At 69.4% G+C, this 24,644-nt stretch carries 21 protein-coding genes and 1 riboswitch; of the genes, 6 read left to right on the top strand and 15 right to left on the bottom strand.

The window, feature by feature from the left end; genetic code table 11:
• Positions 1 to 68: 68 nt before the first annotated feature.
• Positions 69 to 248, top strand: a riboswitch (cyclic di-AMP (ydaO/yuaA leader).
• A 5-nt stretch (positions 249 to 253) separates the two neighbouring features.
• On the top strand, positions 254 to 1,024 hold the full coding sequence (locus PBV52_RS28660; RefSeq protein ID WP_274242108.1) for a LysM peptidoglycan-binding domain-containing protein: 771 nt from the start codon (positions 254 to 256) through the stop codon (positions 1,022 to 1,024).
• Positions 1,025 to 1,058: 34 nt separating this feature from the next.
• Here PBV52_RS28660 and PBV52_RS28655 read toward each other — a convergent pair whose 3' ends face one another.
• Complete coding sequence (locus PBV52_RS28655) at positions 1,059 to 1,889, bottom strand: HAD family hydrolase (protein ID WP_274242107.1); 831 nt, start codon at positions 1,887 to 1,889, stop codon at positions 1,059 to 1,061.
• A 396-nt stretch (positions 1,890 to 2,285) separates the two neighbouring features.
• Between PBV52_RS28655 and fahA the strand changes: the two genes are divergently transcribed.
• From fahA to PBV52_RS28635, 4 genes are all read left to right on the top strand, one after another.
• Positions 2,286 to 3,509, top strand: a complete 1,224-nt coding sequence (gene fahA / locus PBV52_RS28650; RefSeq protein WP_274242106.1) for a fumarylacetoacetase — start codon at positions 2,286 to 2,288, stop codon at positions 3,507 to 3,509.
• Positions 3,510 to 3,620: 111 nt separating this feature from the next.
• On the top strand, positions 3,621 to 4,418 hold the full coding sequence (locus tag PBV52_RS28645) for a hypothetical protein (RefSeq protein ID WP_274242105.1): 798 nt from the start codon (positions 3,621 to 3,623) through the stop codon (positions 4,416 to 4,418).
• On the top strand, positions 4,415 to 4,792 hold the full coding sequence (locus tag PBV52_RS28640) for a GntR family transcriptional regulator (RefSeq protein WP_274242104.1): 378 nt from the start codon (positions 4,415 to 4,417) through the stop codon (positions 4,790 to 4,792). The genes PBV52_RS28645 and PBV52_RS28640 overlap by 4 nt, the downstream gene beginning before the upstream one ends.
• Positions 4,793 to 4,997: 205 nt before the next feature.
• Positions 4,998 to 5,936, top strand: coding sequence for a M56 family metallopeptidase (locus PBV52_RS28635; protein ID WP_274242102.1), 939 nt, complete (start codon positions 4,998 to 5,000; stop codon positions 5,934 to 5,936).
• 91 nt (positions 5,937 to 6,027) lie between these two features.
• On the opposite strand, the gene recQ is transcribed toward PBV52_RS28635, so the two are convergent.
• The gene (gene recQ, locus PBV52_RS28630) at positions 6,028 to 8,073 is read right to left on the bottom strand and encodes a DNA helicase RecQ (RefSeq protein ID WP_373922031.1); all 2,046 of its coding nucleotides are present in this window, start codon (positions 8,071 to 8,073) and stop codon (positions 6,028 to 6,030) included.
• Positions 8,074 to 8,275: 202 nt separating this feature from the next.
• Here recQ and PBV52_RS28625 point away from each other — a divergent pair, with 202 nt between their 5' ends.
• A complete protein-coding gene (locus PBV52_RS28625) occupies positions 8,276 to 8,878 on the top strand; it encodes a Uma2 family endonuclease (protein ID WP_274242099.1) in 603 nt (200 codons plus the stop codon).
• Between the two features lie 75 nt (positions 8,879 to 8,953).
• Here the strand turns inward: PBV52_RS28625 and nuoN are convergent, their stop codons facing one another.
• Genes nuoN through PBV52_RS28560 form a run of 13 tightly spaced genes read right to left on the bottom strand, consistent with a single transcriptional unit; the run spans position 8,954 to position 24,637 of the window.
• Entirely contained in the window at positions 8,954 to 10,603 is a 1,650-nt protein-coding gene (gene nuoN, locus PBV52_RS28620; RefSeq protein WP_274242098.1) for an NADH-quinone oxidoreductase subunit NuoN, read from the bottom strand.
• Complete coding sequence (locus PBV52_RS28615) at positions 10,600 to 12,171, bottom strand: NADH-quinone oxidoreductase subunit M (protein WP_274242097.1); 1,572 nt, start codon at positions 12,169 to 12,171, stop codon at positions 10,600 to 10,602. The genes nuoN and PBV52_RS28615 overlap by 4 nt, the downstream gene beginning before the upstream one ends.
• A gap of 5 nt (positions 12,172 to 12,176) precedes the next feature.
• Positions 12,177 to 14,141 (bottom strand): NADH-quinone oxidoreductase subunit L, encoded by a 1,965-nt coding sequence (gene nuoL / locus PBV52_RS28610; protein ID WP_274242096.1) that lies wholly within the window; start codon positions 14,139 to 14,141, stop codon positions 12,177 to 12,179.
• A gap of 15 nt (positions 14,142 to 14,156) precedes the next feature.
• On the bottom strand, positions 14,157 to 14,456 hold the full coding sequence (nuoK, locus tag PBV52_RS28605; RefSeq protein WP_003998919.1) for an NADH-quinone oxidoreductase subunit NuoK: 300 nt from the start codon (positions 14,454 to 14,456) through the stop codon (positions 14,157 to 14,159).
• The gene (locus PBV52_RS28600; protein ID WP_274242094.1) at positions 14,453 to 15,295 is read right to left on the bottom strand and encodes an NADH-quinone oxidoreductase subunit J; all 843 of its coding nucleotides are present in this window, start codon (positions 15,293 to 15,295) and stop codon (positions 14,453 to 14,455) included. Before PBV52_RS28600 ends, nuoK begins: the two co-directional genes overlap by 4 nt.
• Positions 15,292 to 15,933 carry an NADH-quinone oxidoreductase subunit NuoI gene (gene nuoI / locus PBV52_RS28595; protein WP_274242093.1) on the bottom strand — a complete coding sequence of 214 codons (642 nt, stop codon included), beginning with the start codon at positions 15,931 to 15,933 and terminating at the stop codon, positions 15,292 to 15,294. Before nuoI ends, PBV52_RS28600 begins: the two co-directional genes overlap by 4 nt.
• Positions 15,926 to 17,290 (bottom strand): NADH-quinone oxidoreductase subunit NuoH, encoded by a 1,365-nt coding sequence (gene nuoH / locus PBV52_RS28590; protein ID WP_274242092.1) that lies wholly within the window; start codon positions 17,288 to 17,290, stop codon positions 15,926 to 15,928. Before nuoH ends, nuoI begins: the two co-directional genes overlap by 8 nt.
• Positions 17,287 to 19,791: an NADH-quinone oxidoreductase subunit G gene (locus tag PBV52_RS28585; RefSeq protein WP_274242091.1), complete on the bottom strand. Its 2,505-nt coding sequence runs from the start codon at positions 19,789 to 19,791 to the stop codon at positions 17,287 to 17,289. Before PBV52_RS28585 ends, nuoH begins: the two co-directional genes overlap by 4 nt.
• Positions 19,788 to 21,137 (bottom strand): NADH-quinone oxidoreductase subunit NuoF, encoded by a 1,350-nt coding sequence (nuoF, locus tag PBV52_RS28580; RefSeq protein WP_373921916.1) that lies wholly within the window; start codon positions 21,135 to 21,137, stop codon positions 19,788 to 19,790. Before nuoF ends, PBV52_RS28585 begins: the two co-directional genes overlap by 4 nt.
• Positions 21,137 to 22,009: an NADH-quinone oxidoreductase subunit NuoE gene (gene nuoE / locus PBV52_RS28575; RefSeq protein ID WP_274242088.1), complete on the bottom strand. Its 873-nt coding sequence runs from the start codon at positions 22,007 to 22,009 to the stop codon at positions 21,137 to 21,139. Before nuoE ends, nuoF begins: the two co-directional genes overlap by 1 nt.
• Positions 22,006 to 23,328: an NADH-quinone oxidoreductase subunit D gene (locus PBV52_RS28570; RefSeq protein ID WP_274242086.1), complete on the bottom strand. Its 1,323-nt coding sequence runs from the start codon at positions 23,326 to 23,328 to the stop codon at positions 22,006 to 22,008. The genes nuoE and PBV52_RS28570 overlap by 4 nt, the downstream gene beginning before the upstream one ends.
• Positions 23,325 to 24,086: an NADH-quinone oxidoreductase subunit C gene (locus PBV52_RS28565; protein WP_274242085.1), complete on the bottom strand. Its 762-nt coding sequence runs from the start codon at positions 24,084 to 24,086 to the stop codon at positions 23,325 to 23,327. Before PBV52_RS28565 ends, PBV52_RS28570 begins: the two co-directional genes overlap by 4 nt.
• Positions 24,083 to 24,637, bottom strand: a complete 555-nt coding sequence (locus tag PBV52_RS28560) for an NADH-quinone oxidoreductase subunit B family protein (RefSeq protein ID WP_056552623.1) — start codon at positions 24,635 to 24,637, stop codon at positions 24,083 to 24,085. Before PBV52_RS28560 ends, PBV52_RS28565 begins: the two co-directional genes overlap by 4 nt.
• Between the last annotated feature and the right edge of the window lie 7 nt (positions 24,638 to 24,644).

Here is a 24,644-nt window from a genome sequence, read left to right as displayed (position 1 = left end):
GGGCGTGTGCTCTCGCATACGTTCCCGCTCAGTCGGGCGGACGCCTAATCCTGCCGCCGCCCGAGTCATCCACCTACGTACTCACTCACGAACGGCAGGAGCGGGGGACCCAGGTAAGTCGCCGGACCGGACGCCTTGATGGCGCACCGGGCCGGCTAGGGGTGAAGTCCGCGCCGCCACACGGCGGCGCGGCCGGGCATCTCCCGCCCGAACCCGACAGCTCACCTCGCAGGCGTCGGAGAGGAACAGCGCCATGGCCCGAGGCAAGCACCGCCGTCCCAGAACCAACCCGCTCACCCGCCACGTCGTCGCAGCCGGAACCGGTACCGCCGCCCTCGCCCTCCCACTCCTGAGCGCGACCACCGCGAGCGCCGCACAGCCGGCCCAGGCCCCCGCCGCCGCGCAGGCGGCACCGCAGTCCGCGCCGTCCGCGGCGAAGGCCAAGTCCGTCACCTACACCACGAAGAAGGGCGACTCGCTCTACGGCATCGCGGACCGGTACGACGCACAGGGCGGCTGGCGGCAGCTCTACAAGGACAACCGCAAGGCCGTCGGCGACAACCCCAGGCTGATCCACCCGGGCCTCGACCTGAAGGTCCGGGCGACGAAGGCCGGCACCGCGAGCGAGACGGCCGACAAGGCGTCCGCGCCGGCCAAGAAGTCCGCCGTCGCCCACGCCACCACGGCCTCCGTGAAGTCGTACCCGGACAACCTCGACGGCTGGATCCGCAATGCGCTGGACATCATGGCGCAAAACGGAATTCCAGGTTCATACGACGGCATTTACCGCAACGTCATGCGCGAGTCGTCCGGCAACCCGGCCGCCATCAACGGCTGGGACTCCAACGCCGCGGCGGGCACCCCGTCCAAGGGGCTCCTGCAGGTCATCGACCCCACCTTCGCGGCCTACCACGTGCCGGGGACGGTCTACGACCCCTTCGACCCGGTCGCGAACATCACGGCCGCGTGCAACTACGCGGCCGCGCGGTACGGCTCGATCGACAACGTGAACGGCCCTTACTAGGCGAAACCATTCCTTACTGGTCGAAGAACGGGCACTACTGGGCGAAGTCGACCAGGCTCCCCGCGAACAGTCTCTCGAGGACGACGGCGATGCCGTCGTCCTCGTTCGAGAGGGTGATCTCGTCGGCAACCGCCTTGAGTTCGGGGTGCGCGTTGGCCATCGCGACACCGCGGGCGGCCCAGTCGAACATCGGGATGTCATTGGGCATGTCGCCGAAGGCGATGGTCTCGTGCGCGCCGAGGCCCAGATGCTCCGCGGCGAGCGCGAGACCGGTCGCCTTGGTGATGCCGCATGGCTGGAGTTCGACGGTGCCCGGCCCTGACATGGTGACCGTCGCGAGGGATCCGACCACCGCGCGCGCCGTCGCCGCCAACTCGTCGTCCGACAGGGCGGGATGGCGCAGCAGCACTTTGCTGATCGGCTCGCACCACAGGTCGTCGCGGTGCCGCACGCGTACGGCGGGCAGGGTGGGGTGGGGCATCAGATACCCGGGCTCGATGAGCGTGAGTCCGTCGACTCCGTCCTGGTCGACGGCCGCGTAGACCTGACCCACCTCGGCCTCGATCTTGCCGAGCGCGGTCTCCGCCAACTCCCGGTCCAGCGTGACGGACCACAGCAGACGGTCCGCGCCCGCGTCGTACAACTGCGCGCCCTGTCCGCACACCGCGAGCCCCCTGCTGCCCAGGACGTCGAGGAGCGGCCGCACTCTGGGCGCCGGCCGTCCCGTCACGACGAGGTGCTGGGCACCGGCCGCCGCCACCTGCGCGAGCGCGTCGAGGGACCGGTCCGAGAGCGTGTCGTCGCCGCGCAGCAGCGTCCCGTCCAGGTCAGTGGCGATGAGTGAATATGCGATGGGTGGGGCCATGATCAGAGAATACGGACAGGACGCCCCATCGACTCGATGTGAACCGGACGGCTGCTGTGTTCACATGTGTTGACACCCGTTCCGGTTCCGCTGCTGTTTCCGTGTTCGCCTCCGTCCCGCAACTGCCCTCCACTGGTTGCGATTTCACCCCCACGTGGTGCTCGCAGGCTCCTTGATGGTGGTGTTGATGCGGTTGAACATGTCGGGGACGGCGATCGGGGCATGGTTCGTGCCTCCTGCGCCAGGGGCCACCGGAACGTCGCCCGAGTGCGGCGACCAGGAGATTCGTCGCCGAGGGCGACGCGAAACTCCGCACTGCCCAAGACAGGCGACTCACCCGTAACGTGTGGCCCGACCACATGGCATACGGAGCGTATGAGAGTGAGGCAGCACCCCATGCCCCCCTTCGATCTCCCCGAGGGCGACCCCTTCGGCACGCACAACCTTCCGTACGGTGTCTTCTCCCTCCCCGGCTCGGACTCCGCACGCCGGATCGGCGTCCGCCTCGGCGACCACGTCCTCGACGCGGGCAAGGCGGCGTACGCGCTCGGCTCGCCCTACGCCCCGCTGCTCGCCCAGGACTCCCTGAACCCGCTGCTCGCCGCGGGCCGCACCACCTGGTCGGACGTACGGCGCGCGCTGACGGCGTGGGTGACGGTGCCGGCGCACCAAGAGGCCATCGCGGACCTCCTCCACCCGCTGTCCTCGGTGACCCTGCACCTCCCCTTCGAGGTCGCGGACTACGTCGACTTCTACGCCTCCGAGAACCACGCGCGGAACGTCGGCCAGATCTTCCGCCCCGACGCGGCGGACTCCCTGACGCCCAACTGGAAGCACCTGCCGATCGGTTACCACGGCCGCTCGGGCACGGTGGTGGTGTCCGGCACGGATGTCGTACGCCCCTCCGGCCAGCGCAAGGCCGCCGCCGATCCGGCCCCGGTCTTCGGCCCGTCGGTCCGCCTGGACATCGAGGCCGAGGTCGGTTTCGTGGTCGGCGTGCCGTCGGAGATGGGCAGGCCGGTGGCGCTGGGCGACTTCCGGGAGCACGTCTTCGGCCTCTGCCTGTTGAACGACTGGTCGGCGCGCGACATCCAGGCCTGGGAGTACGTCCCCCTCGGCCCGTTCCTCGGCAAGTCCTTCGCCACGTCTGTGTCGGCGTGGATCACCCCGCTGGACGCGCTGGAGGAGGCACAGGTGGCACCGCCGGAGCGGACGCACCCGCTGCTGCCGTACCTGGACGACTCCGGCTCCGAAACGGAACCTGGCGGCTACGACCTGCGGATCTCCGTTTCGATCAACGGCCACGTGGTCTCCGAGCCCCCCTTCTCCACCATGTACTGGACGGCCGCCCAGCAACTCGCCCACATGACCGTGAACGGCGCCTCGCTGCGTACCGGCGACCTGTACGGCTCGGGCACGGTGAGCGGCCCGACGGAAGGCGAGCGCGGGTCACTGCTGGAGCTGACGTGGAACGGGCGCGACGCCCTCGAACTCCCGGACGGCAAGCGGACGTTCCTGGAGGACGGCGATGTGGTGACACTGTCCGCCTGGGCTCCGGGGCCGGGCGGGGTCCGGGTGGGGCTGGGGGAGGTCACCGGGCAAGTTGTAGCAAGTAGTTGACACAAAGCTCCAGGAGACCGCATCTTGTACTCACCACTTGATACAAGCGGTGAGTACAAGCCTGCGCACAAGTCTGCGTACAAGTCGTCTCCACGGGGGTCTGTGTCTCTCATGCTCGAACTCGGTTCGCGCCCTTCCGCGTCGGCACCCGCGTCCCGCGTACCCGTCGACCGCTACGCCCGCTGGACCGGCCTGGCCGTCGGGGCGCTGGCCTCCCGCTGGCTGCTGCCCCTGAACGGCGGGGAGGGCACCCTCTACGCCATCCTCGTGTTCGGCCTCTGCGCGGTGGCCGGGGTGCTGCTGGGCGACGCCCTGACCGCACCGCGCCGGGGCGCCGTACGCACGGCGGCCCTCACTCCACGCCGGGTCCGCGACTACGTACCGCCCCGGATGACCCCCCTGCTGCTCGGCCTCGCGGCCGCACTGGTCGCCCTGCTGACGGCCGCGGCCGCGGTGGCGTCGCCGGACGACCTGGGCCGTGCGGGGCGCGCGCTCACGGTGGCCTGCCGGGGCGTGACTCAGTCGCACTCCCCTTGGCCCGGCCTCTACTACGGCCTTCCCATCCTGACCTCCCTCGCCCTCTCCACGGCCGCCTGCGGCTGGTCCCTGCGGCGCATCGCGACCCGCCCCGGCGACGAACAGTCGCGCCGCGACCGGACGTTGGCGATCGTCGCCGCCTGGGGCCTGGTGGTCTCGTCGTCCCTGTTCGGCGCGGCCTCGATGGTGTCGGGTGCGCTGATGAGCACGACGTGCGACGGCGCGGTGGGAGTCGCGGGGAACTGGACGGTGTGGCCGCTGGGGCTGCTCGCCCTGGTCACGGCGCCGTGGTGCCTGTTCACGATCATCTCGCCGCGGGCGACGGCATGGCGGGGCCGTCGCACCGGCAGCAGCGGAACCGACCGCCGATGAGCGGGGCAGGCCTGCGCGTCGACACGACCAGCCCGGTCCCGCCGTACGAACAGATCCGGTCCCAGCTCGCCACCCTGATCTCCACCGGCCGCCTTCCGGAGGGCGAACGCCTGCCGACGGTGCGGCAGTTGGCCGCCGACCTGGGGCTGGCCACGGGCACCGTGGCACGGGCGTACCGCGAACTGGAGGCGGCGTCCCTGGTCCGCACCCGTCGAGGCGCGGGCACCCGCGTCGCCCCGCTCCCCGCGGGCGTCCACCGCCCCGATCGGGCCGAACTGGCCCGACTGGCACGGCAATTCGCAGATCAGGCGCGTGCACTGGGAGCGGACGACGCAGAGGTGGTGACGGCGGTCCGGGAGGCACTGCGCGCGTAGGCCGTGGCGCACGGCGACGCCGGGCGGCCGGATGACGTCCATATCGGCGTGCGCATGGTGCCCGGTGGCAAGTTCGGCGGCTCTTTCCCGCTGACTGCGGCGACCGTCGCCGTCATACTGGCTGGCGGCGGGTGGTGTGTTCAGCGCCCACCGCCCCGTACAGCCGCCCCCGCACCTTCCCTGACCAGGATCCGGAGCCCTTGGCATGACCGTCTGCCTGCTCCTGTTGAGCATCGTCGCCCTGACGGCCGCCGTGCCCGTTCCCCGGGCACTGACCCGCGCCACCTGGCCCGAACAGGAACCCGTCGTCGCGCTCTGGGTGTGGCAGTGCCTGGTCGCCACCGTACTGCTGTGCTGCCTGACGGCCCTGGCCCTGGGCACCGCCGCAGTCTTCGGCACGGTCCGCGCCCAGCTCTTCGCTCCGGCGCCCCCGTCGGTGACCGAGGCGTACGACCTCTCGGCCGCGCCCGCCTGGGCGGCCACCCTCAGCGTGCTGCTGGCCTGCGGGGCCGCCTGGACGACCGCGATGCTGGCCCGCGAACTCGTCGAGGCGCGCCGGCGACGCGGCCAGGCCAGGGCCCACCTGCGCGAACGCGCCCCCGACCTGCCCGCCGGCCTCGGCTCGGCGCGCGGCCCGCTCCTGGTGCTGGAGGACGAGTACCCCGACGCCTGGTGGATGCCCGGCAGCCCGCCCCAGCTGATCGTCACCACCGGCGCCCTGCACCGCCTGACCGACCACCAGCTCGACGCCGTCCTCACCCATGAACGTGGCCACGCCCAAGCCCGCCACGACTGGCTGCTGTACCTCTCCACCGCGCTCGCCACCGGTTTCCCCCGCATCCCGTTGTTCGCCCACTTCTGCGACCAGACCCACCGCCTGGTCGAACTGGCCGCCGACGACACGGCGTCCCGCCGCTGCGGTCACCTGACGACGGCACTGGCCCTGATCGAGCTCAACCAACACCGGGGCGTTCTCTCCTGCGCCTCCACCCACCGCCTCCTGGGCGAACGCGTCAACCGCCTCCTCCAGCCCCCGCCGCGCCTGGGCCGCCGCCACCGGGCCCTCACGACGGCGCTGGCAGCGCTGGTGCCGCTGCTCCCGCTGCTGATCACCTTCGCTCCAGGGCTGACGGCGCTGGCCTGACCGTCGTGCTGGAGCGGGCGTTCCCGCACGGCACCCGGCGCCCAGCGTCAGCACCGGGCACGCGGCAACTGCCGAGCTACGCTGCCGCCCTCTAGGCCCAGTCCTCCGGCTCCGCATCCATCTCGGGCCAGTCGTCCGCCCCGAGACCCGCCCCGTGATCCGCCCCTGGATCCGCCTCCGGGGCCCCTGGATCCGCCTCGGCCGACGCCGCCACACGAGGCTCCCCACGCACCGAGCCCAACACCTGAAGCACCCCCTCCCCATACGTCACCAGCTTCTTCTCCCCCACGCCGCTGACGCCGCCGAGCTCCCGCACGGTCGCGGGCCACACCGTCACGATCTCCCGCAGCGTCGCGTCATGGAAGATCACATACGCCGGGACGCCCTGCTCCCGAGCCTGCTCGGCACGCCACGCCCGCAGCGCCTCGAAGGCCGGCACCAGCTCCTCCGGCAGCTCGGCCACCGCGGCCTTCGCCTTGCGCTCGCCACGCCCGGAGCCCGCGGAACCCGACCCCGACGCCGACCGCGAGGTCGCCGGCTTCTTCGGCTCCTTGCGCAGCGGCACCTCCCGCTCCCGGCGCAGCACCGACCCACTGGCCTCCGTCAGCACGAGCGTCCCGTACTCCCCCTCGACCGCGAGCAGCCCCTGGGCCAGCAACTGCCGGATGACGCCCCGCCATTCGCCCTCTCCCAGCTCCTCGCCGATGCCGAACACGGACAGCTGGTCGTGATCGAACTGGATCACCTTGCCGGTGCGCCGCCCCAGCAGGATGTCGACGATCTGCAGCGCCCCGAACTTCTGCCCCCGCTCCCGCTGCAGCCGCACCACCGTCGACAGCACCTTCTGCGCCGCGACGGTGCCGTCCCAGGTCTCCGGCGGTGTCAGGCAGGTGTCGCAGTTGCCGCAGCCCACCGGATCCGGGTCCTGGCCGAAGTAGGCGAGCAGCTGACCGCGTCGGCACTGCGCCGTCTCGCACAGCGCCAGCATCGCGTCCAGGTGCGAGGCGGCCCGGCGCCGGAACGCCTCGTCGCCCTCGCCCGACTGGATCAGCTTGCGCTGCTGTATGACGTCGTTGAGGCCGTAGGCCATCCAGGCCGTGGAGGGGAGACCGTCACGGCCGGCGCGGCCCGTCTCCTGGTAGTAGCCCTCGACCGACTTGGGCAGGTCGAGGTGGGCGACGAAGCGCACGTCCGGCTTGTCGATGCCCATCCCGAAGGCGATGGTCGCCACCACGATCAGGCCCTCCTCCCGCAGGAACCGGGACTGGTGCGCCGCGCGCGTGCCCGCGTCCAGGCCGGCGTGGTAGGGCACCGCCTCGATGCCGTTTCGGCTCAGGAACTCGGCCGTCGCCTCCACCGACTTGCGCGACAGGCAGTACACGATGCCCGCGTCGCCCGCGTGCTCCTCCCGCAGGAAACTCAGCAGCTGCTTCTTCGGGTCCGCCTTCGGCACGATCCGGTACTGGATGTTGGGCCGGTCGAAGCTCGCCACGAAATGCCGGGCAGTCGGCATGTTCAGCCGCTGGGTGATCTCCTGGTGCGTCGCATGCGTGGCCGTCGCCGTGAGCGCGATCCGTGGCACGTCCGGCCAGCGCTCGCCGAGCAGCGAGAGGGTCAGATAGTCGGGGCGGAAGTCGTGGCCCCACTGGGACACGCAGTGCGCCTCGTCGATCGCGAACACCGCGATCTTGCCGCGCGACAGCAGGTCCAGCGTCGAGTCGAGCCGCAGTCGCTCCGGTGCGAGGTAGAGCAGGTCCAGCTCACCCGCCAGGAACTCCGCCTCCACCACCCGCCGCTCGTCGAAGTCCTGCGTGGAGTTCATGAACCCGGCACGCACACCGAGCGCCCGCAGCGCATCCACCTGGTCCTGCATCAGCGCGATGAGCGGCGAGACGACGATGCCGGTACCCGGTCTGACCAGGGAGGGAATCTGGTAGCACAGCGACTTGCCGCCACCGGTCGGCATGAGCACCACGGCGTCGCCGCCCGCCACCACATGCTCGATGACGGCTTCCTGCTCGCCGCGGAAGGCGTCGTACCCGAAGACCCGGTGCAGCGCGGCCAGCGCCTCGCCACCGCTCGCCTGTGCCGCCTCGGTCACCCTTGGCATCTCACTGATCCCACCCGTCGCACCCATCGCCATGTCCCCCGTACGTCGTCCCTCGACCACTGCATCCACGATAGGGGTCGGCACCGACAGCACCGGAGTTATCCACAGGCCTCCACGGGCGCCGCCCCCGTCAAGGACACGACACTCGTTCACACGTGCGGAGGAGACCCGCCCGTTTCCGACCGATAGCCTCAAAGCACCGGCGAGACTCCGTCCCATGGGAGCACTGATGAGCGTCGCACCGAAGGCGTCCACACCCAGCTGGCCGACCCCGCCGGAAGGCGGCTGGACCGCCGACGACCTGGACCGCCTCCCGAATCTTCCTCCGCACACGGAGCTGATCGACGGGAGCCTGGTCTTCGTGAGTCCGCAGCCCCTCTTTCACGAACGCGCTGTTGACTTCTTCAAGTGGCAGCTCCAGTCCCTGGCCCCGGCGGAGTTCGAGGTCATCCGCGAGTTCACTATCGACATCGACCGGCAGAACCGGCCCGAGCCGGATGTGATCGTCGTGCGCGGGGACGTGGTGGAGGAATCGGAGCAGACGCGGTTCCCGGCGGAGGCGGTCCTCCTGGCCATCGAGGTCGTCTCAGCCGACTCCGTGTCCCGGGACCGAGAGACCAAGCCGCTGAAGTACGCCCGCGCGAAGATCCCCCACTACTGGAGGGTGGAGAACGAGAAGGGCCGCGCAGCGGTGCACGCCTTTGAGCTGGAGCCCACCACCCGCGCGTACACCAGCGTGGGGATCTTCCGTGAGCGAATGAAGCTGGAGGCTCCCTTTCCGGTCGACCTGGACCTCACCCAGATCAAGACGCGCCGCGACAAGGACGAGTAGCGGCCCCGGCACGTCACAGCGGCCCGGCTCCCCTCGCAGGGAAGCCGGGCCGCTGCCGCACAGGAGGGCACCGCGTCAGCGCACGAACACTCCCGCGGTACTCGCCAGATCCAGGAAGTACTGCGGCGCCACACCCAGCACCAGCGTGACCGCCACGCCCACCCCGATCGCCGTCATCGTCAGCGGCGACGGCACGGCGACCGTCGGCCCCTCCGGGTTCGGCTCGCTGAAGAACATCAGCACGATGACGCGGATGTAGAAGAACGCCGCGATCGCGGACGAGATCACACCGACCACGACCAGCGGGCCGGCCCCGCCCTCCGCCGCCGCCTTGAACACGGCGAACTTCCCGGCGAAGCCGGAGGTCAGCGGAATGCCCGCGAAGGCCAGCAGGAACACCGCGAAGACGGCCGCGACCAGCGGCGAACGGCGGCCCAGACCGGCCCACTTGGACAGGTGCGTCGCCTCGCCACCGGCGTCGCGCACCAGCGTCACCACCGCGAACGCGCCGATGGTCACGAACGAGTACGCAGCAAGGTAGAAGAGGACGGACGACACTCCGGACGGCGTGGCCGCGATGACACCCGCGAGGATGAAGCCCGCGTGCGCGATCGACGAGTACGCCAGCAGCCGCTTGATGTCGGTCTGTGTGATCGCGACGATCGCGCCGCCCAGCATGGTGATGATCGCCACGCCCCACATGACCGGTCGCCAGTCCCAGCGCAGGCCGGGCAGGACGACGTACAGCAGACGCAGCAGCGCACCGAACGCCGCCACCTTCGTCGCCGCCGCCATGAACCCGGTCACTGGCGTCGGCGCGCCCTGGTAGACGTCCGGCGTCCACATGTGGAACGGCACCGCGCCCACCTTGAACAGCAGGCCCATGACGATCATCGCGGCGCCGACCAGCAGCAGCGCGTCGTTGCCCATCGTGTCCGCGAGCGCCGGGCTGACGTCCGGCACCGTGCCGTCGACGACCTGCGCGATCGTCGCGTACGACACGGAGCCCGCGTAGCCGTACAGCAGCGCGATGCCGAACAGCGTGAACGCGGACGCGAAGGCACCCAGCAGGAAGTACTTGACCGCGGCCTCCTGCGACATCAGCCGCTTGCGGCGGGCCAGCGCGCACATCAGGTACAGCGGGAGCGAAAAGACTTCCAGGGCGATGAACAGCGTCAGCAGGTCGTTGGCCGCCGGGAAGATCAGCATGCCGGCGACCGCGAACATCAGCAGGGGGAACACCTCGGTGGTGGTGAACCCGGCCTTCACGGCGGCCTTCTCACTGTCGCTGCCCGGCACGGAGGCGGCCTGCGCGGCGAAGGAGTCGACCCGGTTGCCGTGCGCCGCCGGGTCGAGTCGCCGCTCGGCGAAGGTGAAGAGGCCGACCAGGCCCGCCAGCAGGATCGTGCCCTGCAGGAACAGGGCAGGTCCGTCGACGGCGATCGCACCCATCGCGGCGATGCCCGCCTTGGTCGTGGCGTACCCGCCGGCCGCCAGCGCCACGACCGCGGCGAAGGCCGCTACCAGCGCCACGACGCAGACGAACACCTGCGCGTAGTAGCGAGCCTTGCGCGGGACGACCGCCTCGATCAGCACCCCGACGATCGCCGCGCCGACGACGATCAAAGTGGGCGACAGTTGTCCGTACTCGATCTTCGGCGCGTCGATCTTCGAGATCGGGTCGGCCGCGGTTGTCCACAGGCTGTGGACGACTGATGCGCTCACTTGGCCGCCTCCACCTCGGGCTGGGGGTCCTTCTTCTGTACGTCGGACATGGTCTGCTGGACCGCCGGGTTGACGATGTCCGTGACGGGCTTCGGGTAGACGCCGAGGAAGATCAGCAGTACGACCAGCGGAGCGACGACCACGAGTTCACGCACCCTGAGGTCGGGCATCGCCGAGACCTCGGGCTTCACCGGGCCCGTCATCGTCCTCTGGTAGAGGACGAGGGTGTAGAGCGCGGCGAGCACGATGCCGAAGGTGGCGATGATGCCGATCACCGGGTAGCGCGTGAACGTGCCGACCAGGACCAGGAATTCACTCACGAACGGTGCCAGTCCCGGCAGCGACAGGGTCGCCAGACCGCCGATCAGGAACGTACCGGCGAGCACCGGGGCGACCTTCTGCACACCGCCGTAGTCGGCGATGAGCCGCGAGCCGCGCCGCGAGATCAGGAACCCGGCCACCAGCATCAACGCGGCCGTGGAGATGCCGTGGTTGACCATGTAGAGCGTCGCACCGGACTGGCCCTGGCTGGTCATCGCGAAGATGCCCATGATGATGAAGCCGAAGTGCGAGATCGACGCGTACGCGATCAGGCGCTTCATGTCACGCTGACCGACCGCGAGCAGAGCCCCGTAGACGATGCTGATCACCGCCAGCACGAGGATGGCGGGCGTCGCCCACTTGCTCGCCTCCGGGAACAGCTGGAGGCAGAAGCGGAGCATCGCGAAGGTGCCCACCTTGTCGACGACCGCGGTGATGAGGACGGCGACCGGTGTGGTGGCCTCCTGCATGGCGTTGGGCAGCCAGGTGTGCAGCGGCCACAGGGGCGCCTTCACCGCGAAGGCGAAGAAGAAGCCGAGGAACAGCCAGCGTTCGGTGTTCGTCGCCATGTCGAGCGTGCCGTTGGCGCGGGCCTCGGCGATCGCCTGGAGGCTGAAGTTCCCGGCCACCACATAGAGGCCGATCACCGCGGCCAGCATGATCAGACCGCCGACCAGGTTGTAGAGCAGGAACTTCACGGCCGCGTACGAGCGTTGCGTCGACGCCACCTTCTCGCCGTGCTCGTGGGCACGGTCCCCGAAGCCTCCGATGAGGAAGTACATCGGGATGAGCATGGCCTCGAAGAAGATGTAGAAGAGGAAGACGTCGGTGGCCTCGAAGGAGAGGATCACCATCGCCTCGACGGCCAGGATCAGGGCGAAGAAGCCCTGCGTCGGCCGCCAACGGCTACTGCCGGTCTCCAGCGGGTCGGCGTCGTGCCAACCCGCGAGGACGATGAACGGGATCAGCAGCGCGGTCAGCGCGATCAGCGCCACCGCGATGCCGTCCACGCCGAGTTCGTACCGGACCCCGAAGTCCGCGATCCAGGCGTGGGACTCGGTGAGCTGGTAGCGGTCGCCGTCCGGATCGAAGCGGACCAGGACGGTGATCGCGAGGGCAAGCGTGGCGAGCGAGAAGAGCAGCGCCAGCCACTTGGCGGCGGTGCGCTGGGCGGCCGGTACGGCGGCCGTGGCGATCGCCCCGATCGCCGGGAGCGCCGCCGTCGCTGTCAGCAGAGGAAAGGACATCGGTATCAGACCGCCCTCATCAGCAGGGTCGCGGCGATGAGGATCGCCGCACCGCCGAACATCGAGACCGCGTACGACCGCGCGAAGCCGTTCTGCAGCCTGCGCATCCGTCCGGACAGGCCGCCCATCGAGGCCGCCGTGCCGTTGACGACGCCGTCGACCAGGGTGTGGTCGACGTACACCAGGGAGCGCGTGAGGTGTTCGCCGCCGCGCACCAGGACGACGTGGTTGAAGTCGTCCTGGAGCAGGTCGCGCCGGGCGGCCCGGGTGAGCAGCGACCCGCGCGGGGCGACGGCCGGGACCGGACGGCGGCCGTATTGGGCGTAGGCGATGGCAACGCCGATGACCATGCACGCGACGGTGGCGCCGGTGACCGCTCCCGCGCTGATCGGCGGGTTGCCGTGGGCGTGCCCGGTGATGGGCTCCAGCCAGTGCACGAAGCGGTCGCCGATGCTGAAGAACGCACCGCCGGCCACCGACCCGACGGCCAGCACGATCATGGGGATCGTCATGACCTTGGGCGACTCGTGCGGGTGCGGCTCCGCGCGCTCGCCACGCGTCTCGGCGGCGGGCTCCACACTGGGCTCGGCCGGGGACGGGGTCGGGGTCTTGCGCCAGCGTTCTTCTCCGAAGAACGTCATCAGCATCACGCGCGTCATGTAGAAGGCCGTGATGGCCGCGCCCAGCAGCGCGCAGCCGCCGAGGATCCAGCCCTCGGTGCCGCCCTTGGCGAACGCCGCCTCGATGATCTTGTCCTTGGAGAAGAAGCCGGACAGACCGGGGAAGCCGATGATGGCGAGGTAGCCGAGGCCGAAGGTGACGAAGGTGACCGGCATGTACTTGCGCAGGCCGCCGTACTTACGCATGTCGACCTCGTCGTTCATGCCGTGCATGACCGAACCGGCGCCGAGGAACAGCCCGGCCTTGAAGAAGCCGTGCGTCACCAGGTGCATGATCGCGAAGACGTAGCCGATGGGGCCGAGACCCGCGGCGAGGATCATGTAGCCGATCTGCGACATGGTCGAGCCGGCCAGTGCCTTCTTGATGTCGTCCTTGGCGCAACCGACGATCGCACCGAAGAGGAGCGTGACGGCACCGACGATGGTGACCACCAGCTGCGCGTCCGGCGCCGCGTTGAAGACGGCGCCGGAGCGGACGATCAGGTAGACGCCCGCGGTCACCATCGTCGCGGCGTGGATGAGGGCCGAGACCGGGGTCGGGCCCTCCATCGCGTCCCCGAGCCACGACTGCAGCGGCACCTGGGCGGACTTGCCGCAGGCGGCGAGCAGCAGCATCAGGCCGATGGCGGTGAGCCTGCCCTCGCTCGCGTCACCGACCAGGCCGGGCTCCCCCTCGCCGCCGAGCACCGGCCCGAAGGCGAAGGTGCCGAACCAGAGGAACATCAGCATGATCGCGATCGACAGGCCCATGTCGCCGACGCGGTTGACCAGGAAGGCCTTCTTCGCTGCGGTGGCGGCGCTGGGCTTGTGCTGCCAGAAACCGATCAGCAGGTAGGAGGCGAGACCGACGCCCTCCCAGCCGACGTACAGCAGGAGGTAGTTGTCGGCGAGGACGAGCAGCAGCATCGCCGCGAGGAACAGGTTCAGATAGCCGAAGAAGCGACGGCGCCGCTCGTCGTGCTCCATGTACCCGACCGAGTACAGGTGGATCAGCGAGCCGACGCCGGTGATCAGCAGCACGAAGGTCATCGACAACTGGTCGAGGCGGAAGGCGACGTCCGCCTGGAAGCCCTCGACCGGGACCCAGCTGAACAGGTGCTGGGTGAGGGTGCGGTGTTCGGCGTCCTTGCCCAGCAGGTCGGCGAAGAGGACCACGCCGAAGACGAAGGAGACGAACGACAGGAGCGTGCCGATCCACTGGCCGACGGCGTCGAGACGCCGGCCGCCGCACAGCAGTACGGCCGCTCCGAGCAACGGCGCCGCGATCAGCAGCGCAATCAGGTTCTCCACGATTCTTCCGACCCCTTAGAGCTTCATCAGGCTGGCGTCGTCGACCGAGGCCGAGTGGCGGGAACGGAACAGCGACACGATGATCGCGAGCCCGACCACGACCTCGGCGGCGGCGACGACCATCGTGAAGAAGGCGATGATCTGGCCGTCGAGATTGCCGTGCATCCGGGAGAAGGCGACGAGCGTGAGGTTGCAGGCGTTGAGCATGAGCTCGATGCACATGAAGACGACGATCGCGTTGCGCCTGATCAGCACGCCGGTGGCGCCGATCGTGAACAACAGGGCGGCGAGGTAGAGGTAGTTGACGGGGTTCACTTCGACGCCTCCTCGGGCCGCTTGAAGGTCGACGGCTCGATCGCGGTCCGCTCCAGCCGCTCCTCCGCACGCTGTTCCAGGGCCTTGAGGTCGTTGAGCGCCTCGGTGGACACGTCACGGATCTGGCCGCGCTCGCGCAGCGTCTTGCTGACCGTGAGGTCGGAGGGGGTGCCGTCGGGCAGCAGGCCCGCGATGTCGACCGCGTTGTGCCGGGCGTACACGCCGGGCGCCGGCAGCGGCGGGACGTGCTTGCCTTCGCGGACGCGCTGTTCGGACAGCTCGCGCTGGGTCTTGGCGCGCTCGGTGCGCTCGCGGTGGGTGAGCACCATGGCGCCGATGGCGGCCGTGATCAGCAGGGCACCGGTGATCTCGAAGGCGAACACGTACTTGGTGAAGAGGAGCGCCGCGAGGCCCTCCACGTTGCCGTTCGCGTTCGCCTGGGCGAGGCCGTTGAACTCCGTCAGTGAGGCGTTGCCGATACCCCCGACCAGCAGGATGCCGAAGCCCAGGCCGCACAGAAGGGCCAGCCAGCGCTGGCCCTTGATGGTCTCCTTCAGGGAGTCCGCGGCCGTGACGCCGACGAGCATCACCACGAACAGGAACAGCATCATGATCGCGCCGGTGTAGACGACGATCTGCACGATTCCCAGGAAGTAGGCGCCGTTGGCGAGGTAGAAGACCGCCAGGACGATCATGGTGCCGGCCAGGCAGAGCGCGCTGTGCACGGCCTTCTTCATGAAGACGGTGCACAGGGCGCCGATGACGGCGACGGTGCCGAGGATCCAGAACTGGAAGGCCTCTCCGGTGGAGGTGGAGTAGGCGGCGAGTTGCTCGGTCATCGGCCGATCACCTTCTCGGACGCCGGTTCGTCCTCGCCGAAGGTCGTGGCGGCCTCCTGCGGGACCTCGCCCTTGGAGAGGGCCACCTGGCGCTCGGTGCCCGGCGCGGCCTCCGTCACCAGGCCCCGGTAGTAGTCCTGCTCGTCCGTCCCCGGGTAGATGGCATGGGGGCTGTCGACCATGCCGTCCTCGAGTCCGGCGAGCAGTTGCTCCTTGGTGTAGATGAGGTTGGCGCGGCTGGAGTCCGCGAGCTCGAACTCGTTGGTCATCGTCAGCGCGCGCGTCGGGCACGCCTCGATGCACAGGCCGCACAGGATGCAGCGGGCGTAGTTGATCTGGTACACGCGGCCGTATCGCTCGCCCGGCGAGTAGCGCTCTTCGTCGGTGTTGTCGGCGCCCTCCACGTAGATGGCGTCGGCAGGGCAGGCCCAGGCGCACAGCTCGCAGCCGACGCACTTCTCCAGGCCGTCCGGATGGCGGTTGAGCTGGTGCCGTCCGTGGAAGCGGGGAGCGGTGGTCTTCTGCTGCTCCGGGTACTGCTCGGTCAGCCGCTTCTTGAACATGGCCTTGAAGGTCACGCCGAAGCCTGCGACGGGGTTCATGAAACCGGGCTTGGTCTCCTTGGGCTCCTCAGCCATCGGACGCCTCCTTTCCATCCAGAGATTCATCACTCTGAGTATCGGGCCCGCCACTGACAATCAGCTCCCGCTCACGGCGCGGGCGGCGCCGGGGCACCGGCGAAAGCTCCTGTCCGGGCAGTGGCGGTACGGGGAATCCGCCCGCCATCGCGTCGAAGCCGGCGGGTTCCTCGACGGGTTGTGCGCCCGCCTTCGTCCGCTCGCGGAACATGTCCGCGACGAAGGAGAGGAGCAGCAGGGCGAGGACGCCGCCACCGACGTAGAGGGCGATGTCGGCGAAGTCGTAGTTCTCGTTCCGAAGAGTCCGCACGGTCGCGACGAGCATCAGCCAGACGACGGAAACCGGGATGAGGACCTTCCAGCCGAGCTTCATCAGCTGGTCGTAGCGGACGCGTGGGAGCGTGCCGCGCAGCCAGATGAAGAAGAACAGCAGCAGCTGGACCTTGATCACGAACCAGAGCAGCGGCCACCAGCCGTGGTTCGCGCCCTCCCAGAAGGTGCTGACCGGGTACGGGGCCCGCCAGCCGCCCAGGAAGAGCGTCACGGACACGGCCGAGACCGTCACCATGTTCACGTACTCGGCGAGCATGAACATCGCGAACTTGATCGACGAGTACTCGGTGTTGAAGCCGCCGACCAGGTCGCCCTCGGACTCCGGCATGTCGAACGGGGCGCGGTTGGTCTCGCCGACCATCGTGACGATGTAGATCAGGAAGGAGACCGGCAGCAGGACGATGTACCAGCGGTCCTGCTGCGCCTCGACGATCGCCGACGTCGACATGGACCCGGAGTAGAGGAACACCGAGGCGAAGGCTGCGCCCATCGCGATCTCGTACGAGATCATCTGCGCACAGGAACGCAGGCCGCCGAGCAGCGGATAGGTGGATCCGGAACTCCAACCCGCCAGCACGATGCCGTAGATGCCGACCGAGGCGACCGCGAGGATGTAGAGCATCGCGATCGGCAGGTCGGTGAGCTGCATGGTGGTGCGGTGGCCGAAGATCGAGATCTCGTTGCCGGCCGGCCCGAAGGGGATCACCGCGATCGCCATGAAGGCCGGAATGGCCGCGACGATCGGTGCGAGGACGTAGACCACCTTGTCCGCGCGTTTGACGATGACGTCTTCCTTGAGCATCAGCTTGATGCCGTCGGCGAGCGACTGGAGCATGCCCCAGGGGCCGTGCCGGTTGGGGCCGATGCGCAGCTGCATCCAAGCGACGACCTTGCGCTCCCAGACGATGGAGAACAGCACGGTCACCATCAGGAAGGCGAAGCAGAACACCGCCTTGATGACGACCAGCCACCAGGGGTCGCGGCCGAACATCGAGAGGTCTTCAGCGGCGAGGAACGGGCTCATGCCTCCACCTCCTGAGGGGCTTCGGTCGCGAGGGTCGCCGGGCCGATGCGGACGAGTGAGCCGGGCAGCGCGCCGGTGTCGGAGGCGACGCCACCGCCCACCGAGTTCAGCGGGAGCCACACCACCCGGTCGGGCATCTCCGTGATCTGCAGCGGGAGTTCGGCGACTCCGGCGGGGCCGGTCACGGCAAGGAGATCGCCGTCCTTGACGCCGGCCTCGGCGGCCGTGGCGGCCGACACGCGCGCGTGAGCGGCGTGCCGGGTGCCGGCGAGCGCTTCGTCGCCCGCCTGGAGAAGGCCCTGGTCGAGCAGCAGCCGGTGCCCGGCCAGGACGGCCTCACCGGCGGCCGGTCGCGGCAACTGGGCCGCGATCTCCAGGGGGTCGGTGGCCCGCGGTCCGTCCCAGGCACCGAGCCGGTCGATCTCCGCGCGTGTGGTGCGCAGATCCGGCAGACCAAGGTGTACGTCCATGGCGTCGGCCAGCATCTGCAGCACGCGCGCGTCGGTCGGGGCCAGGCGGCGGGTCATGTGGTCGGGCTTGAGCGCGGCCTCGAAGAACCGCACCCGGCCCTCCCAGTTGAGGAAGGTCCCTGCCTTCTCGGCGACCGCGGCGACCGGCAGCACGACATCGGCGAGCTCGGTCACCTCACCGGGCCGCAGCTCCAGCGACACCACGAAGCCGACCTCGGCGAGCGCCTCACGCGCACGTGCCGGATCGGGCAGGTCGGCGACCTCGACGCCCGCGACCAGCAGGGCCTGGAGTTCACCGGTCGCGGCGGCTTCGACGATCTGGCCGGTGTCGCGGCCGTAGCGATGCGGGAGTTCGGCCAGGCCCCAGACGGTGGCGACCTCGTCACGCGCGCGTGGATCGGTCGCCGGGCGTCCGCCCGGCAGCAGCGAGGGCAGCGCCCCGGCCTCGACGGCGCCGCGCTCCCCCGCCCGGCGGGGGATCCACACCAGCTGGGCGCCGGTCGCGGACGCGGCCCGTACGGCGGCGGTGAGCCCGCCCTCCACACCGGCCAGCCGCTCACCGACGACGATCACCGCACCCTCGGTGCGCAGCGCCTCGGCGGCCTTGGCCCCGTCCCCCTCCAGGCCGACCCCGCCCGCGAGTGCGTCCAGCCACTCGGTCTCGGTGCCGGGAGCGGCGGGCAGCAGCGTGCCGCCGGCCTTCTCCAGACCGCGCGTGGAGTGCGTGGCGAGCGAGAAGACCTTCTGGCCGTGCTTGCGCCAGGCCTTGCGCAGCCGCAGGAAGATGCCGGGCGCCTCCTCCTCGGCCTCGAACCCGGCCAGCAGGACGGCCGGCGCCTTCTCCAGGAGGGTGTACGTGACGCCCGTACCGTCGAGGTCGCGGCCGTGTCCGGCGACCCGCGCGGCCAGGAAGTCGGCCTCCTCGCCGCTGTGCACGCGCGCGCGGAAGTCGACGTCGTTGGTGTCGAGCGCCACGCGCGCGAACTTGCTGTACGCGTAGGCGTCCTCGATGGTGAGCCGGCCGCCGGCCAGCACACCGGTCCGGCCGCGCGAGGCGAGCAGTCCCTGTGCCGCGATCTGCAGGGCCTCCGGCCAGGACGCCGGTTCGAGGTCGCCCTCGGCGTTGCGCACCAGAGGCGTCTGCAGCCGGTCGCGCTGCTGGGCGTACCGGAAGGCGAACCGCCCCTTGTCGCAGATCCACTCCTCGTTGACCTCGGGGTCGTTGGCCGCCATGCGCCGCATGACCTTGCCGCGCCGGTGGTCGGTGCGCGTCGCGCAGCCGCCGGAGCAGTGCTCGCACACCGACGGCGAGGAGACGAGGTCGAAGGGGCGGGAGCGGAACCGGTACGCCGCCGAGGTCAGCGCGCCGACCGGGCAGATCTGGATGGTGTTGCCGGAGAAGTACGACTCGAAGGGGTCGCCCTCACCGGTGCCGACCTGCTGCAGCGCGCCGCGCTCGACCAGCTCGATCATCGGGTCGCCCGCGACCTGGTTGGAGAACCGGGTGCAGCGGGCGCACAGCACGCACCGCTCGCGGTCGAGCAGCACCTGTGTGGAGATCGGGACAGGCTTCTCGTACGTCCGCTTCCTTCCCTCGAAGCGGGACTCGGCGTGCCCGTGCGACATGGCCTGGTTCTGCAGCGGGCACTCGCCGCCCTTGTCGCAGACCGGGCAGTCCAGCGGGTGGTTGATGAGCAGGAGCTCCATCACACCCTTCTGGGCCTTCTCGGCGACCGGCGAGGTGAGGTGGGTCTTCACGACCATGCCGTCCGTGCACGTGATCGTGCAGGACGCCATCGGCTTGCGCTGGCCCTCGACCTCGACGATGCACTGGCGGCAGGCGCCGGCCGGGTCGAGGAGCGGGTGGTCGCAGAAGCGGGGGATCTCGATGCCGAGCTGCTCGGCGGCCCGGATGACCAGAGTGCCCTTGGGCACGCTGAGCTCCACACCGTCGATGGTCAGCGAGACGAGATCTTCCGGCGGGACCGCCGCCTCTCCCCCTCCGGAGGGAGCGCTGGTGGTCACAGTCATGCGTTCACCTCCGTGCGGTGGTCGGCCCAGGCCGTCGACTTGGCCGGGTCGAAGGGGCAGCCGCGGCCCGTGATGTGCTGCTCGTACTCCTCGCGGAAGTACTTCAGCGAGGAGAAGATCGGCGAGGCGGCACCGTCGCCGAGGGCACAGAAGGACTTGCCGTTGATGTTGTCGGCGATGTCGTTCAGCTTGTCGAGGTCACTCATCACGCCCTTGCCTGCCTCGATGTCGCGCAGCAACTGCACGAGCCAGTACGTGCCTTCGCGGCAGGGCGTGCACTTGCCGCAGGACTCGTGGGCGTAGAACTCGGTCCAGCGGGTGACGGCGCGTACGACGCAGGTCGTCTCGTCGAAGCACTGGAGCGCTTTCGTGCCGAGCATGGAACCCGCGGCGCCCACTCCTTCGTAGTCAAGAGGGACGTCGAGGTGCTCGTCGGTGAACATCGGCGTCGAGGAGCCGCCCGGTGTCCAGAACTTGAGGCGATGGCCGGGGCGCATCCCGCCGCTCATTTCGAGGAGCTGGCGGAGTGTGATGCCGAGCGGGGCCTCGTACTGGCCGGGGCTGGCGACATGGCCGCTGAGCGAGTAGAGCGTGAAGCCCGGTGACTTCTCGCTGCCCATCGACCGGAACCAGTCTTTGCCCCGATTCAGAATCGCGGGAACCGACGCGATCGACTCGACGTTGTTCACAACAGTCGGGCAGGCGTAGAGACCTGCCACCGCAGGGAAGGGGGGACGAAGCCGCGGTTGACCACGGCGGCCTTCGAGCGAGTCGAGCAGTGCGGTCTCCTCACCGCAGATGTACGCGCCCGCGCCGGCGTGCACGGTGAGTTCGAGATCGAGCCCACTGCCCAGGATGTTCTCGCCGAGGTATCCCGCCGCGTAGGCCTCGCGCACGGCCTCGTGCAACCGCCGCAGAACGGGGACGACTTCACCACGCAGATAGATGAAGGCATGCGAAGACCTGATGGCATAACACGCGATGACAATGCCCTCGATGAGGCTATGCGGGTTCGCGAAGAGGAGCGGAATGTCCTTGCAGGTTCCGGGCTCCGATTCGTCGGCGTTGACAACTAGATAGTGCGGTTTTCCATCACCCTGGGGAATGAACTGCCATTTCATTCCCGTCGGGAATCCCGCGCCGCCGCGCCCGCGCAGACCGGAGTCCTTGACGTACGCGATCAGGTCGTCCGGCGACATGGCGAGCGCCTTGCGAAGTCCCTCGTACCCTTCGTGCCTTCGGTAGACGTCCAGCGTCCAGGACCTGTCCTCGTCCCAGAAGGCCGACAGCACGGGTGCGAGCAGCTTCTCGGGGCTGGTGTCTTTCAGCTCGGGTGCCAAGGTCATCACTCCCCCTCCTCGGCGGTAGGCCCTGCCGGGTGGGCCGGGTCGGATGCCGATGTGTCCTGCGGCGCGTCATGCGAACTGAGGTGCTCGGTCGGAGACGGCTCGTGCACCGCGCTGCCCTGCGGCTCGTCATGCGGGCCGCCGTCCCGCGGATGGACCACTCGCGCGGGTGCGGTCTCTCCCTTGGCCAGGCGGAGGCCCACCAGCGAAGCCGGTCCCGCACTGCCGCTTGCCTCGACGGCCCCGGGCCGCTCGTCGGGGAAGCCGGCCAGGATCCGCGCGGTCTCCTTGAAGGTGCACAGCCGCGCTCCGCGCGTCGGCTCGACATCCCGTCCCGCGCGCAGGTCGTCGACGAGGCTCTTGGCGCTCGCCGGGGTCTGGTTGTCGAAGAACTCCCAGTTGACCATCACGACCGGTGCGAAGTCGCAGGCCGCGTTGCACTCGATGTGTTCCAGGGTGACCTTGCCGTCGTCGGTGGTCTCGCCGTTGCCGACGCCCAGGTGCTCCTGGAGCTCCTCGAAGATCGCGTCACCGCCCATCACCGCGCACAGGGTGTTGGTGCAGACGCCCACCTGATAGTCACCGCTCGGCTTGCGCCGGTACATGGTGTAGAAGGTGGCGACCGCGGTGACCTCGGCCGTGGTCAGGTGCAGCATGTCCGCGCAGAACCGCATCCCGGTGCGCGTGACATGGCCCTCCTCCGACTGCACGAGGTGCAGCAACGGCAGGAGGGCGGACCGGGAGTCCGGGTAGCGGGCGATGAGCTCGCGCGCGTCCCGCTCGAGTCGTTCTCGAACGTCGTCCGGGTATGCGGGCGCGGGCAGTTCGGGCATGCCCAGGCTGACGCCCCGCTCAGAAGAAGAGGTGGTCACCGGTCGACGCCTCCCATCACGGGGTCGATGGACGCGACGGCGACGATGACGTCGGCGACCTGGCCGCCCTCGCACATCGCCGCCATGGCCTGCAGGTTGGTGAAGGACGGGTCGCGGAAGTGGACCCGGAAGGGGCGGGTGCCGCCGTCGGACACGGCATGCACCCCGAGCTCGCCCTTGGGCGACTCGACGGCCGCGTACGCCTGTCCCGGCGGGACGCGGAAGCCCTCGGTGACCAGCTTGAAGTGGTGGATCAGGGCCTCCATGGAGGTGCCCATGATCTTCTTGATGTGGTCGAGGGAGTTGCCCAGTCCGTCCGGTCCCAGGGCGAGCTGGGCGGGCCAGGCGATCTTCTTGTCGGCGACCATGACCGGGCCGGGCTGCAGCCGGTCCAGGCACTGCTCGACGATCCCGAGCGACTGGCGCATCTCTTCCAGGCGGATCAGGAAGCGCCCGTAGGAGTCGCAGGTGTCGGCGGTCGGGATCTCGAAGTCGTACGTCTCGTAGTCGCAGTACGGCTGTGCCTTGCGCAGGTCGTGCGGCAGGCCGGTGGAGCGCAGGATCGGGCCGGTGGCGCCGAGGGCCATGCAGCCGGCCAGGTCGAGGTAGCCGACGTCCTGCATGCGGGCCTTGAAGATGGGGTTCCCGGTGGCGAGCTTGTCGTACTCCGGGAGGTTCTTCTTCATCTTCTTCACGAACTCGCGGATCTGGTCCACCGCGCCGGGCGGGAGGTCCTGGGCGAGTCCGCCGGGGCGGATGTACGCGTGGTTCATCCGCAGGCCCGTGATGAGCTCGTAGATGTCGAGAATCATTTCACGATCACGGAATCCGTAGATCATGATCGTGGTGGCGCCGAGTTCCATGCCCCCGGTGGCGATGCACACCAGGTGGGAGGAGAGCCGGTTCAGCTCCATCAGAAGCACGCGGATGATCTTGGCGCGCTCGCTGATCTGGTCCTCGATGCCGAGGAGTTTCTCGACGGCGAGACAGTAGGCGGTCTCGTTGAAGAAGGACGTCAGGTAATCCATGCGCGTCACGAACGTGGTGCCCTGCGTCCAGGTCCGGTACTCGAGGTTCTTCTCGATGCCGGTGTGGAGATATCCGATGCCGCAGCGGGCCTCGGTGACCGTCTCGCCGTCGATCTCCAGGATCAGGCGGAGCACTCCGTGGGTGGAGGGGTGCTGCGGACCCATGTTGAGGACGATGCGCTCGTCGTCGGCGCGGGCCGCGGCCTGGACGACCTCGTCCCAGTCGCCACCGGTGACCGTGTATACGGTGCCCTCGGTGGTCTCACGGGCGGATGCTGACTGCGTGCTCACGAGTACGACCTCCGCTGGTCCGGAGCCGGGATCTGGGCGCCCTTGTACTCGACGGGGATGCCGCCGAGGGGGTAGTCCTTGCGCTGCGGGTGGCCCTGCCAGTCGTCCGGCATCATGATCCGCGTCAGGGCGGGGTGACCGTCGAAGACGATGCCGAAGAAGTCGTACGTCTCGCGCTCGTGCCAGTCGTTCGTGGGATACACGGAGACGAGCGACGGGATGTGCGGGTCGCTGTCGGGGGCGCTGACTTCGAGGCGGATCAGCCGGTTGTGGGTGATCGAGCGCAGGTGGTAGACGGCGTGCAGCTCACGGCCCTTGTCGCCGAGGTAGTGGACGCCACTGACGCCGGTGCACAGCTCGAAGCGCAGGGCCGGGTCGTCGCGCAGGGTGCGGGCGACGCGGACCAGGTGCTCGCGTTCGATGTGGAAGGTGAGTTCGCCGCGGTCGACGACCGTCTTCTCGATCGCGTTGTCGGGGAGGAGTCCCTGTTCCTCCAGCGCGCCCTCGAGCTCGTCGGCGACCTCGTCGAACCAACCCCCGTAGGGGCGGCTCGCCGGTCCCGGGAGTCGGACCGAGCGGACCAGGCCGCCGTAGCCGGAGGTGTCGCCGCCGTTGTTGGCGCCGAACATGCCGCGCTGGACGCGGATCTCCTCGCCGCCCTGGCCGCGCTGGCCCGGGAGGTTGGAGGCGCTGAGGTCCTTCTCGGGGTTGACCCCGTTCGACCCGTTCGCGCCGTTGGTGCCGTTCGCGTCGCTCACCGCAGCAGCCCCTTCATCTCGATCGTGGGCAGGGCCTTGAGCGCCGCTTCCTCCGCTTCCCGGGCCGCCTCCTCGGCGTTCACGCCGAGCTTGGAGGTCTGGATCTTCTGGTGGAGCTTGAGGATGGCGTCCAGCAGCATCTCGGGCCGTGGCGGGCAGCCCGGGAGATAGATGTCGACCGGAACGATGTGGTCGACGCCCTGGACGATCGCGTAGTTGTTGAACATGCCGCCCGAGGAGGCGCAGACCCCCATGGAGATCACCCACTTGGGGTTCGGCATCTGGTCATAGACCTGCCGGAGCACCGGCGCCATCTTCTGGCTGACCCGGCCGGCGACGATCATCAGGTCGGCCTGGCGCGGCGAGCCGCGGAAGACCTCCATACCGAAGCGCGCCAGGTCGTAGCGGCCGGCGCCGGTGGTCATCATCTCGATGGCGCAGCAGGCGAGGCCGAAAGTGGCCGGGAAGACAGACGCCTTGCGCACCCAGCCTGCGGCCTGCTCGACGGTGGTCAGCAGGAATCCGCTCGGCAGCTTTTCTTCGAGTCCCATGTCGTTA

Origin of the sequence: Streptomyces sp. T12 (assembly GCF_028736035.1) — a bacterium.
In the GTDB taxonomy this organism is placed as follows: Bacteria; Actinomycetota; Actinomycetes; order Streptomycetales; family Streptomycetaceae; genus Streptomyces.
Note: the sequence above shows the minus strand (reverse complement) of the source record. Positions and strands in the feature narration are given on the sequence as shown.